The 12,985-nt window shown below is 41.4% G+C and carries 11 protein-coding genes; all 11 read right to left on the minus strand.

The features are described from left to right. Positions 1–3 precede the first annotated feature (3 nt). A complete protein-coding gene (locus tag OC537_RS09225) occupies positions 4–432 on the minus strand; it encodes a protein tyrosine phosphatase (RefSeq protein WP_262110845.1) in 429 nt (142 codons plus the stop codon). 65 nt (positions 433–497) lie between these two features. Beyond that, positions 498–1,613 (minus strand): polysaccharide export protein, encoded by a 1,116-nt coding sequence (locus OC537_RS09230; protein WP_316044151.1) that lies wholly within the window; start codon positions 1,611–1,613, stop codon positions 498–500. Positions 1,614–1,804: 191 nt separating this feature from the next. Beyond that, complete coding sequence (locus OC537_RS09235; RefSeq protein ID WP_262110847.1) at positions 1,805–2,983, minus strand: glycosyltransferase family 4 protein; 1,179 nt, start codon at positions 2,981–2,983, stop codon at positions 1,805–1,807. Positions 2,984–3,017: 34 nt separating this feature from the next. Further along, positions 3,018–4,103: a glycosyltransferase gene (locus tag OC537_RS09240; protein WP_262110848.1), complete on the minus strand. Its 1,086-nt coding sequence runs from the start codon at positions 4,101–4,103 to the stop codon at positions 3,018–3,020. Then, positions 4,100–5,524, minus strand: a complete 1,425-nt coding sequence (locus OC537_RS09245; RefSeq protein ID WP_262110849.1) for an O-antigen polysaccharide polymerase Wzy family protein — start codon at positions 5,522–5,524, stop codon at positions 4,100–4,102. Before OC537_RS09245 ends, OC537_RS09240 begins: the two co-directional genes overlap by 4 nt. A gap of 7 nt (positions 5,525–5,531) precedes the next feature. Beyond that, complete coding sequence (locus tag OC537_RS09250; protein ID WP_262110850.1) at positions 5,532–6,599, minus strand: glycosyltransferase family 4 protein; 1,068 nt, start codon at positions 6,597–6,599, stop codon at positions 5,532–5,534. 38 nt (positions 6,600–6,637) lie between these two features. Continuing rightward, positions 6,638–7,684: a glycosyltransferase family 2 protein gene (locus tag OC537_RS09255; protein ID WP_262110851.1), complete on the minus strand. Its 1,047-nt coding sequence runs from the start codon at positions 7,682–7,684 to the stop codon at positions 6,638–6,640. A gap of 4 nt (positions 7,685–7,688) precedes the next feature. After that, positions 7,689–8,804 (minus strand): polysaccharide pyruvyl transferase family protein, encoded by a 1,116-nt coding sequence (locus tag OC537_RS09260; protein WP_262110852.1) that lies wholly within the window; start codon positions 8,802–8,804, stop codon positions 7,689–7,691. A 22-nt stretch (positions 8,805–8,826) separates the two neighbouring features. Then, positions 8,827–9,852 carry a nitroreductase family protein gene (locus tag OC537_RS09265; protein ID WP_262110853.1) on the minus strand — a complete coding sequence of 342 codons (1,026 nt, stop codon included), beginning with the start codon at positions 9,850–9,852 and terminating at the stop codon, positions 8,827–8,829. A 22-nt stretch (positions 9,853–9,874) separates the two neighbouring features. Beyond that, on the minus strand, positions 9,875–11,392 hold the full coding sequence (locus tag OC537_RS09270; RefSeq protein WP_262110854.1) for a hypothetical protein: 1,518 nt from the start codon (positions 11,390–11,392) through the stop codon (positions 9,875–9,877). A gap of 85 nt (positions 11,393–11,477) precedes the next feature. After that, the gene (wecA, locus tag OC537_RS09275; RefSeq protein WP_262110855.1) at positions 11,478–12,557 is read right to left on the minus strand and encodes a UDP-N-acetylglucosamine--undecaprenyl-phosphate N-acetylglucosaminephosphotransferase; all 1,080 of its coding nucleotides are present in this window, start codon (positions 12,555–12,557) and stop codon (positions 11,478–11,480) included. Positions 12,558–12,985: the final 428 nt, after the last annotated feature.

Below are 12,985 nucleotides of genomic sequence, written 5' to 3' on the forward strand. Positions count from 1 at the left end.
TTGTTACAGTTTTTTCGCCCACCCATCGGCACTACGCACCAATAGCTGGTAAACATGTTCATAAGCTTCCCGGCTAAGACGATAGGGATCGGGCACTTCGCTCTCCCCCTGCCAGTGGCCAAACAGCATGGTTTTGCCACGGGCCCCCGGGTCAATGGCCGTGACGGCAGAAATATGCCCTTTCTCCATCACCAGGATCAGATCGGCATCCTGACAGAGTGCGCGGGTCAGTTGGCGCGCCGAGTGTCCATCAAGGGAGAGACCATGCTGCTGTGCCACCTCGCTCGCGACCTTGTCGGCTGGTTTATCAACCAAGGCACTGACCCCGGCAGAACTGATATCACGGTCGGGTAAACGCTCGCGCAGCAGGCGCTCACCTGTCGGGGAGCGGCATATATTACCCACACACACGACTAGAATCTTCTCAAACATATTGCTGTCGCTCTTTCATCTTCCACCCGGCACCAGAGTACACCGAGTCAACACCACACAGAGATTTACCAGTTGCGAACCCGCAGCATGCCTTCGGTCAGCTCGTTAAAGCCGTTGATGGAGGGCACCAGTTGACTCAACACGCGATTCCAACGCGTCACCGGGGCCGTGGTGACGTAGACCACATCGTATGGTTGCAACGCAAACTCGGTCCCCATCACCAGCGCGGTGGCATCACTCAGGTCAAGCTGATAAATGGTGGCTTTCTCTTGCGCTTTCGCGGCGGGGCGCAATACGAAGATGCCGGTTGCATTGGCTGCATTCTGGTTAAGGCCCTCGGCACTGCTCAGCGCTTCGGTCAGGCTCATCCCCTCACGACCAATAGTCAGGGTCGATGCCTTGTTGACCTCACCCATCACAAAAACTTTCTGGGCATCGTTGCGCGGCACATAAAGCATGTCGCCGTCACGCATCAACTGATTGTGAGAGAGATCCCCATACTGCAGCAGATCCTGCATGGAGAGCGGGAACTCCTTGCCCTGGCGGGTCAACACCACATGGTGCCAATCCGCAGTGGGGGTCAGTCCACCAGCCAGATTAAAGGCATCGAGCAGGGTCATCGGCACATTGGTGATGGGCTGAGCACCCGGCTTGGTCACCTCACCGGAGATATAAACCTTCTGGGAGCGGAAAGCAGCAATGCTCACATCCACCTGCGGGCTCTCGATATACTGGGCCAGACGCTTGGCGATATCGGTACGGATCTCCGCGACAGTTTTACCCACCACGGCCACCTTGCCGATATAGGGGTAGAAGATGGTGCCATCGGCATGCACCCAGTTGCCCGCTTCGCTGGCACTGCGGTAAGAACCGGCCGGAATGGTCAACTCGGGGTGATCCCACACGGTGACATTGAGGATGTCACCCACACCAATCCGGTACTCGTAACGGCTGATCTCGCTATTGAGCTCGGGGTTGGCCTTGCCCACCACCGGCGCCTTGCGTAGCTGGCTGATCAACGCCGGTGTAACCGGATAGACATCTGCCAGCTGATCAACATCAACGGAACCTGTAGCCACCTCGGTTTTGCCACTGGTGGAAAGATTGGTACCGGGCACCACAGTGCATGCACTGAGCAGGGCCACGGCCGACAACAGGGGAATGAGCTGAATCCTTTTCACTACCACACCTTATTAAGATTGCCATCAAGAACTGAACGGAAAAATCGCCGTATGATAGCGGATTTTATAAAAACTAGAGAGCATTTTCTCTCAGATTAAACTCTCTAACTCACATCAATTAAATATATGCCTAGCTTCTATGCATACAGCTAAAGTAACATGAGGAATATCAAAAACAGACGCAAACATAGCTAACTAAAAATGCTATCAATACGACTATCACTTTTTTTATTTATAGGTATTCCATCGGCACTCAAATTATATTTAGATAGCATGTCAATATATTTTTCTATCACGACTCGCTCATCAAACTTGTGAAGTACTAAATTTCTGCCTGCCATCCCCATGTCAACGCGTTCTTGTGTAGATTGGTTAATAATCAGCTCCATAGCTGCGGCAAGTGAATCCCGATTTTTGACTTTGCATAAGAATCCGGTCTTGCCATGAATAACAACATCTTTGCAGCCAGGTGCATCAGAAACGATAAGCGGTTTGGCCATCGCAGCAGCTTCTAACATCGTTCTCGGAATACCTTCTCGATAAGATGGCAACACCACACAATCAACATTGGCAATAACAGTTCTTACGTCATCTGTTGTTCCCAAATACTCAACAATTCCTTCTGATTCCCATACGCTTATTTGTTCACGACTGATAAGACTGGGGTTAGGAACATCGCAAGCACCGAGCAATTGAAAATGTGTCTTTGGATATTTACTTTTAATCACTCTCGCAGCTTCAATATATTCTCCGATTCCTTTATCCCACAACATTCTTGCAATCAGCAGAAATGTTGTGGGATTGTTACCTGACGAAGAGGATATGGGTGAAAAATGTGATACGTTTACACCTTCGCCATGCAGTAGTTTAGCTTTATTCTCACTAACCAAGCTATACGCTAAAAATGCTTGACGATCATCTTCATTTAAAAACCATACTTCTTTAGGGTAACGGAATGCCATTTTATAGAGCTGCCGTGCAATTTTGGCAATAAAATTGTCATTGACAAATGTATACCCTAAGCCAGTCGTAATCGCCAACGATGGTATTCCGGCCATTTTAGCAGCCAAAGAACCATAAATATTTGGTTTGATTGTGTAATGAATAATAAAATCTGGATTTAGCTTACGATAGTAACGATACAATAAAGTCACTAACTTTATATCGTCGAAAGGATTGACACCTTTGGCAGACATGGGCAGATCAATAACATCACAGCCCATGTCTTTAAGATTACCAGAAAATTTATCATTAGGGGCGACTACCGATATATTATACCCATCACTGAGTAATCGCTTTAATAAACCATAGCGAAAATTAAAAACAGACCATGCGGTATTGGCCGCGATGACTATATGATTTTTATTCACAGATACCTCTGAAAATCTAGATTTGGCGTCAACACTACTGATACAAATATATCCAACTCTCCGCCTGAGCATTCAACGAATAACATGTGACTATTCTATCTCTCGCTGCAACACCTATCATTTCAATCTCATTACTGCTCATCTGCAGCACTTTTTTAATTCCATCTGCCAACGCAAGATGATCTCTTGGAGGCACCAAAATACCACATTCTCCAACAACCTCTTTGACGCCACCACAATCAGTTGCAACCACAACCCGCTGACATGCCATGGCTTCGGCAACCACTAAACCAAATCCCTCCCAGGCAGATGAGAGAACAAAGAGATCTGCCGCACTCATCCAATCGTGTACATTCCGCTGCAGCCCCAAAAAATGTACTCGTGCGCTTAATCCTAATTGAGCAGTCAGTTCTTCAATCTTTGCTTGCTCTTCACCAATGCCAATAATCGCCAAATGCGCAGGATTTACATCGTGAGGCAACTGGCGAAAAGCAGCTAATAAGTTGGGATAATCCTTAGCCTCGGAAAAACGGCCCACCGCCAAGATAAGTGGCGTGTTCTCAGCCAGTTGTAATTGTGTTCGTAAACTAGAACGACTTATCGGATTAAAAGTAAAACGCTCACTATCAATACCATTTGGCATTGCTACCATTTTCTTTGCTGGTACCGCACCTTTGACAATAAAAGCATCAACAGCTTCTTGACTAACATTAGTGCTGAGATCACACACCCCATCAGTTACGCGATACGCCAACATGCGGCCACGCCCCCCCTCGTTCGAACTGTGGGCAGTACAAATTAGTTTTCGCATGTGGGTGCTGATACGTAGTAAACGAGTGAAAATGTTGGCGTGAACCATATGGCTGTGTACCACATCGGGCTTAAATTGCTTGATTAACTGCCGCGCTTGCCAATAGGCTTTAATAAATCCAAATGGGGTTTTAGCCATATTGAGCTCTGCGACGTCAATCTTGGCAGATAGCGGGCGGTTAACCGTTTCACCGGTCATCGAGATTAAAAATACTTCATGGCCTTTAGCGACAAATTGATCGGCTAAATCACACACTTGCCGTTCAGCCCCGCCCATGCCAAGACCGGTAATGATGAGGGTGATCTTCATTGTTGATAATGAGCCTTACATTTAGTGCTTAAAAAAAAGACAACCATCATAATAAAAATATAGATGGCAGAAACGAACAAGACATTAAAACCATTTCTTGGAGAAAATAGTAATATAGGAAATATTGCGATAATAAAGATTCTTGCTTTAATATTGGATAATGATTTTAGTTCTATCTTCCTTAATCCAAAACCTAATAAAAATGAACAGAATAAGAAAATGATGAATATCTTACCCGATAATATATATAACTCACCTATTATGGAGCTCCCCAAACCTGCGCCATTGAAAAACATAGCCGGATTGGCACTATGTGAGATAAATGTTGTAATACTTGAGTTGTAAAAAGGCTCATTGGGGGAAAACAATAGAAAAACTCTAGACGCCATTGGTATAAATGATTGCAATAAAGACTGAACTGGATACTCCAGATCTGCAAAACTAATATAGCCAACAACTGAGAGAGACACCCCTTGAGAATATATGAAATGCAAAAAAGAATTCAACATGTCACTATCGGCAGTTACATCATTAGCACGAGCTGAATATTGAAAAACAAGGGTCATACAAAAATAGCAAAACAACCCTAACAATAGTAATTTGACAAAATTAATTTTATTTTCACCAGTTAAGTAATAGACATACACCAATGTAAGTAGTGATGTTACTAACCCTCCCCTTGCTCCTGTCAATCCACTCAAAATTGCCATAATTAAATAAATCAGGAAATATTTTTTATTGTTATTTTCAACAAGTACCAATACTGAAAAACTGAAAAAATAGATTAAACCAATTATGCTAGATGAACTACCACCATCTATTTTTTCTTGATATAACGATAAATAACCACCACTAAAAGTGGATATGATCGCTTTAATTGTTGAAATTCCATTTATAAAGCATGACAATAAAAACATAACCTTTAAAAATAAGATTGCCTTAGCTGATATATGAAATTCAATTTTCTTATTATAGCTATTTCGTTGAAAAGGAGTTACATAACCAAGTGTAATAAACAACAAAAATGAATTAACCAATAACACAAGCATAACTTGGTCTTGCGGGCTTGGCGAAAATGATGTCATCCAAGTAACTTGCAACAATTCAGTTAACGAGTTAACCAAGTTTTCTTTCATACCCAACATTGATGAAAAAACAACCGCCACAAAACGCCCAAAAATAAAAAAGATAAATGAAATATAAAAAAATGTTATTACCGAGTTTATTTTTACACCATTAATTTTGCACAAAAGAAAAACAAACACTAGCGTTGTCAACGACAAAACCGACACATAAACATGTGTTATATTTTCACCAATAAATAACGAAGCATAAATATAAATAAAAAAAATGAACGTTAGGGTAAATGAAATTCCTTTTCGAGTATAACTATGCTTATACTGATTTTTTATTGCATACATACCACACTCACATTGACAAGAGTTTAATCCAACGCTCTGTTATTACAGGCAAAGAAAAGTCTTTTGAATTCTCAATTGACTTCGAGCTGAATTCATACCAATCAGCCTTAATGGCCATATTTATCCCTTCAGATAAAGAAATAATATTACCAGCTTCGCACAACCATCCAGTTTCTCCATGTTTAATAATTTCAGCTGGGCCAGTATCACAATCAAAAGAAACAATTGGTAAGCCATACGCTTGCGCTTCGATCAATACTAATGGTAAACCTTCGAATCTCGAGCTCATCACAAAAAATGAGGCTTGCTGATAATGCTCTGCAATATTGCTTGTTTTTGGTACAAGTTCTGTACTGGATTCAATATTTAGTTTGCATCGTAGTTGTTCGAGCAAGGTTTTGTCTTCCCCGTCGCCAACAATGCGCAAGCGCCAATCAGAGTGCTGCGGAACAACTTGTGCCCACGCTTGCAGCAATAAGTCAAACCCTTTGATATTAGTCAAACGACCAGCAGCCAAAAATAGCTTTTCTTTATGGGGATTAATTGCTGAAGGCAGTTCGATAGTGACAGGGTTTGGAATTGCGGTGATATTTGCTTTGCTGATGGTGTTAGCAAGCCAGAACTCTCTATCTCGTTCGGTTAAGGTTATAACATCATCGGCAAACAGTGCTGCGACTTTTCGTGCTAATCGACGAGCGAATTTACCTAAATCATTATGATAAAAAAAATGTTCCCAACAAATATGACGAATATTAAGCCCTATTACCGCTGGTAATGCATAGAGAGCCAACATCGAATCAACATCAACTAAAATATCGATTTTATGCTGCTGTAAGTAGCGGCGTAACTTTACAATAGCTGTTGGAAATCGCAGCATACCACGACCGATCTTTGTATACAGCTGACTTACCTGAATACCTTCGGCTAATTCAAAAAACGGTCTATCACCACATTGTAAACTCAGCATATGGACTTGATAACCATGGCACTGCAACTCGCTAGCAATAACTGATGAAACACGTTCAGTTCCTCCAGCTTGATTGAGATTCCCCACAAAAAAACAGATTTTTTTCATTTATCCCTTCTATCTAATTATTTAAAGCATAAATCAGATCAACTATGAGAACTTGGCATTAACATGAATTTCAGTTTTATTATGTAAAACATAAAGATGGAAGCCAAACCATATAATTTTATGTTTGCCATCATCATACAAAACTTAAAATGAGGTGGAATTTCTGCGGATAAAACATAAGGGTTGGCGTCTGGAAATAGTTGCCAAGTTTGCATACTCACGGACTTCCATTCACCATATATTAAAAATACCTTCTGCTTTATTTTGAATACCATCAAATCATGAGCATAAAAATCATTATCAGTAGCAGAGGTTAAAAAGTCACTGACGTAGTTCACCGTTGACAAAATGTCCTTTCGCTTAGATGAACTCATGCCTTTTGTAATGGAATTCGTATTCTGCTGATTGTAATTATATAAGTATTGCTCAACATGGATGATTTTATTAGAAAGATGGAAGCATTTCATTACGTAAATAAAATCCTCCAGATAATTAATTCCATCGATAAATGGGTGTTTGATCTTCATGATAATTTCACGGCTGATTAATTTATTCCATGTATAACCGCGTTGTTTATCACACAGCAGCTGCTTTAAACATGCATAACCTGTTTGCTCAGCTGGCATATGAATATGCTCTAGTTTATTAGCATATACAGCCGCATAATCACACACCACCACATCGGCGCTTTCTTCGATGGCTTTGGTGTACATGGCTTCTAGCCAGTTAAGTTCTACCCAATCGTCACTGTCGAGATGTATTACATAATCACCCGTAGCAAGCTCCATCCCTTGAGCGCGAGTTGCTGCAACACCACGATTCTCTCTGCTGATTAAGGTCACCAGCCCTTGCCGAGCGGGGTAACGCGATATTACTTGTTTGATGATATTCAGGGAGGTATCTTTGGAGCCATCATCGATGATAATAAACTGCACATCATCGAGGGTTTGTTCCATCAAGCTGATAATAGCGCGCTCGACATACAGTTCGGTGTTATACACTGGCACGATTACAGAAACTTTTGGTACAAAACTGTTGGGCGCTTGAACGTCGAGAACTAGGCTATGCGTCATGCTGTTATTCATCTTTTTATCTAGCTTTTAATGCTTGTTTTAAAAACGTCGCAGCAAATTGCTGTTTTTCGGCCTTTAGCTGATTTACCTTGGCGAAATCAATGGGTTGATTAATAAGCTCCACGCTTAAATCGGTTGGACTAAAAACCAACCGTTTCTCTAAACAAAACATCTTTAATACCGAGGTAAAACGCGCTAAGCCACGACCATGGTTTCCAATAGCGATAAAAGGTTTATTGAAAATAATCGAAAATACCACACCGTGGAATGAGTCAGTCACCACATACTCAGCATCCATAAATCCACGCAGCCATTGGGTGACAGGCGGGTACACGCAGTTTTGCTCTGGCATCACGGTAAAAGATGTTAATCCACGCTCGCTGGCCACTGCATTAATTATTTGCTGTTTTTCAGGAGCCTTATCGAGCACATACACCATCATATTGCCCTTGCTCGCGGGGGTATTATCTTGCACGACCAGTTGGCAATAAGCTTCTTTTTCTAACAATAAAGTTGGGTCAATCACATGCTCGACGGTTGTCCCAAAGTACTGTTGGCATAAATTTACCGCACTATCCTCGCGCACGCCAACAGCATCAAAGCGTTGCAATAACCGAGCATACTCCGCCAGTTGCTCAGCAGTAAATTCACCACAATTATCAATCCCGAACGAGGCAGCATAAGCAATGCGCTTGGCTGTTTCATTTTCACCTAAAAATGATAGAAAGAAAGCTGATATCCCAGGCGAAAAGGCTGGTCGCCAAACTTGATCACTCCCAACGATATAAGCATCAAAATGATAATTTTTTATATAATCTAACTCTGAAATAGAATATATATCTTGAGTCGTGCGAATATGCTCTGCTGTAAACCTGTTAGTATGCTGGCCAATCTCGCGTTTCTGCTCATCAGTTATTGGCAGTACACTACCAATTGGGCGTCGTAGAATATACTTCCTCACGACATTACCAATAACACTCTTAATACCAAGATAGGGTAGTTTATACTGCCAACCAAAATTCACGGTCAGCACATCATGGCCACTATTTTTTAAATGGTGCTGTAAAGCAAATGCTTGTAGTAAACCACCGTAGTTATTGTGTAAAGGTTGAGTTAAAATAGCAATTTTCATTTCGGTCACTTCAATAATTAATTTAAATTTTCACTAAAACTTCATTTAGTTCACGTCGTTGTGAAAGTGTTACTCTAAATTTATCTTTAGCGATACCTATTGGTATAACACAAATGATTTTTTCAGACTCAGAAATATCAACAATTCCAGTAAGCAGTTTTTCTTCTTGGATCAACTTTCCCCAGTTAGCAGGACAGTTTGCAATTTTATAGAAATGAAGAGCGTACAGCATATTCATCAAAAACATTCCACCATCAATATATAATTGATTTCGCTCACCTACTGTATAAAAATAATTACGATCAACTGTTAGCAGCAGCACTTGATTTATATTTTCGGTATATCCAGTCAAGCCACCTTGAATGGCTAATAATTTATCAATTCGCTCTTTATCTTCAAGTAAGTAAACTTTACATGCCTGGCGATTACACACCGATGGAGTATTAAGAGCTAAAGAGATAGATTGCTCAATCAGTGCGGCAGGGACTAACTCACCGGTGTATTCCCGAACACTTTTTCTGGAATTAGAAAAACATAAAAAGTCTGCTGAAACAGATGAATAAAAATCATCTCGTTGATAATCTATTGCGCCTTTAAATTCTTCCGAGTAATAATTTCCTAAAATATCTTTATATTCTATATATTGCGCTTGCGTGTAATAATCACTAATATCAACTCTCATTCTCTGATGCAACTCATAATATTCACACATAACTTGGTAAGCAACGCGAATTTGTGAGCGATTTACATTTTCTTTAATCAAATTCAAGGAAAGGCTTGGATGTAAATTTTGTATGCGTTGCTGTGCAAATCGTGGTTTAGTCTTACTAAATAACAGACCTTTTTCAACTGAATGATAATCAAGAATTAATTGACACTCTACTTTGTGAAGACCATGCTGATTGAAAACTGTCGAATGTTTCAAATACAGATTAAAGTCATTGATAAAATTGGACAACAACAGTCGAAAATTTCTAACGTCAGATATTTTTTTTATTCCATTAGAACCAATCAATTTTTTTATTATATATTTTATTTTGCTTTTCAAGCTACACTCCATTACTACCATATTAAAATATTTTGCGAATATGCTCTTTTACAAATTCACGTTCAAACTTTTCAAGACCGAATACATATATAAAAGTTAGTGTGACTATTACAATAACGGACGACATAAAAATGAAGTTTATAATGACATTATCGACATTCAACTCAACATATTTAAGAGTCAGGAGCGTTGATGCTAAAACAAGAGATATTCGACCGATGACTTTAATTAAAAATCCAGCCACATCGAGCTCTATCAAATTTCTTAAAAGTACAAATCTAAATAATAGTGCAATTATCGATGTACATATCGACACATAAAAAACCGAGTGTGCATGGAATCCATTGTTTAATAGTAAATACGACACGGGTAAGTTTACCAATAAAATACTGCCTACAATAGCCTGATAACGCCTGATATTACCTGTTGCTTGTACTGATGCCATCAGACTTCCCGACAAACTTGTTATTAGAGCATCAATCAAAATTAGTTGACAAAATAATACCGCATGCTCCGGAGGGTTAACCAACCACAGCGTTAACACAGTGTGTGTCTGCAACATTATTGGCAATGCCAGTGTATACAATAAGAAAAATGTATACTTTGACCCGCACATTATCAGCTGGTGCATATACGCATAATTACCACAAGCGTAAGACTTCACAATTTGCGGATTAATTGAAATCTGTAAACTACTGACAAAACCAGTGATAGCACTGTTAACCTGAAACGCAATAGCTCGAGCAGCATTAACAGCGGATCCAAAAAACAAATTAAGTAATATGTTTATTCCTTGGTTTGTTGCTACTGCGGCTAAATTACCAAACAAGTTCCAGCCTGTATAGTTAAGCAAGGTTTTAAATAGCACGGTATCCCAATACAATGAGAATCGTGCAACTGTAAATTTTCGATGAGCATAGGTATAATAGCAGCCAAACGTCAGCAGACTTACCGCTGTCATTAACAACGCATAAAACTGCAATCGGTCACCATCATGTGATACTAGTAAAAACACAACAACTAATTTAAGTAATACATCAACAATGCTGATATAAGCAAAAGCACTCATCTTTTCATATGCTATGATTGCGGCATTATATGGAACACTAATAACAGTACAACAAAATGAAAAAAGAGCACAATGAAACACTACATTTGCAGCAATGATTCGATCTACAGGAATGACCAGCTGAGTGTTTATCAACCACAAACCCAGAGTCTCGGCTATAACTACTATAATAAATATTATTAAGATATGAATATTTACACTCATCTTAAAAACATTAGCAAGCTGGTTTCTATCACCTTTGCCTAGCTCGAATGACAAAAACCGTTGAGTAGCTGAAGACATGGCCCCACTCAAAAAGGCCATCATGGTTACGACACCACCAACGACATTGTAAATACCGAAGTCCTCTACACCGAGAACGTTAAGCACCACTCTAGACGTATATAGTGTGACAACCAATGTGAGTATCATTCTAAAGTAGAGAAACAATGAGTTTTTAACTATACGGCTGTTTTTCTTTTGATTATCCATTAATAAAATTTTCCTTACGCCACACGAATGACCTGCATAAGCTGGCGAAGTTCTATGTTTCTCCGTTAATCTGCTTTCAGATGGATTAACTTCTTTTGGCTCGGGCAGAATCAGAGGATGGAGCTTTTATCCCTTTTACCCAGCGCCCCAACTTCCACGCATATGTCAGACAAAGCGAATAAGCCACAAACAGCAACAGATAGAGCCCCATCATCAGCCACTCTGGCAATTTGGCCTGTTCGGCCAGAATACCAAAGAACACCACACCGAGGTTGGCAACGACAATCAGCAATAGGGATTCGCGAGGAGTAAAACCGGCGTGCAGCAGAATATGATGCAGATGATTGCGATCCGGACGCAGAGGGGATTGGCCTTTGCGAATACGGCGGATCATGATGCCCACCATATCCATCAGTGGCAGGCCGATCAACCAGAGTGCGGTGACAGGGCGAAACGCCGGTTTCAGTTCGTGATGCTGTGAACCAAACAGCACCAGGTAGCCGATGATAAAGCCGAGGAACATGGAGCCGGCATCACCCAGGAAAATCTTGCGTTTAAAAGGAGGAATATTGAGATTGACCAGCAGATAGGGCACCAGGGCAATGGTGATGACCAGGCAGAGCTGAGCCATATCAGGCATGGTGTTGGCAAACAGGATAGAGAGCCCGACCAGCGAGATGCCGGCCATGCTGCCAGCCAGACCATCAATACCGTCCATCATGTTATAAGCATTGATGGCGGCGCAGACCGCCACAATGGCGACCAGCAGATCCACAAATGGAATGGTGAGATTACCAACCCCCAGCACATCACCAAACTGATGCAAGCTGATATCGGTCGAGAGGCAGAGCACCAGTATCAGGAGGGCTTGCAGGCTAAGCCGGATCCAGGGGGAGATATCCTTGGCATCATCAATAGCGCCAATCACCATCATGCAACCGGCACAGCTCAGCATGATGATGATCGAACTTTGCAAGGGAATCGTGAAGAAGACGCTGAGGTAAACCCCCAGGCACACCGCGATACCGCCAATCAGAGGGACTGCACCGACATGCTGTTTACGCTGATTAGGTAGATCAACGAGTTGTAATTTAGCTGACAATGGGCGCAAGCAGGCGATAGCCAGCGCGGTCCCAAAGAACGCAACCAGACCGGACGTTTCCATTTTTTTCATCCCTAGAAATTATCAGGTTCGCCTCTTGGCACGACCTGCTTTTAATTTTCCTGACGGCAGCCAGCATTTATTTAATGACAAATTTGACCGTAACAACCCAGAAAGAAACCGACTCAAAAAACAATAAATTGGCTACCGCCCCTGAGTTACAGCTCCCAGTGCGCTCGCAGTCCATATATTGTTAATTTTGCCAAATATTTATGACGGTTTTTGTTCCTGTACACCTTGACAAGCGAGACGGCAAGGCGCTCGTTATGCTTGTCCATCGTTATAACCATGATCATTCAGGCCCTATTCAGCACAAGAAGATACAGGATTAATTTTGAATTGGCGGGCGTGATTCTACCTGCGGTTTGCTCAAAATGGTAGCCAATCTGGCCTACTCAGGACTCAGGCGGTCAAAAAGCAACCAATCGGCT

The organism is Aeromonas sp. Marseille-Q5825 (genome assembly GCF_946892685.1).
Classification (GTDB): Bacteria; Pseudomonadota; Gammaproteobacteria; order Enterobacterales; family Aeromonadaceae; genus Aeromonas; species Aeromonas rivipollensis.

Bases quoted from the DNA above. Each gene is read 5' to 3' on its own strand.
- OC537_RS09225 (WP_262110845.1), bottom strand. From the start codon at position 432: ATGTTTGAGAAGATTCTAGTCGTGTGTGTGGGTAATATATGCCGCTCC.
- OC537_RS09240 (WP_262110848.1), bottom strand. From the start codon at position 4,103: ATGAAGATCACCCTCATCATTACCGGTCTTGGCATGGGCGGGGCTGAA.
- OC537_RS09245 (WP_262110849.1), bottom strand. From the start codon at position 5,524: ATGTATGCAATAAAAAATCAGTATAAGCATAGTTATACTCGAAAAGGA.
- OC537_RS09250 (WP_262110850.1), bottom strand. From the start codon at position 6,599: ATGAAAAAAATCTGTTTTTTTGTGGGGAATCTCAATCAAGCTGGAGGA.
- OC537_RS09255 (WP_262110851.1), bottom strand. From the start codon at position 7,684: ATGAATAACAGCATGACGCATAGCCTAGTTCTCGACGTTCAAGCGCCC.
- OC537_RS09260 (WP_262110852.1), bottom strand. From the start codon at position 8,804: ATGAAAATTGCTATTTTAACTCAACCTTTACACAATAACTACGGTGGT.
- OC537_RS09270 (WP_262110854.1), bottom strand. From the start codon at position 11,392: ATGGATAATCAAAAGAAAAACAGCCGTATAGTTAAAAACTCATTGTTT.
- wecA (WP_262110855.1), bottom strand. From the start codon at position 12,557: ATGGAAACGTCCGGTCTGGTTGCGTTCTTTGGGACCGCGCTGGCTATC.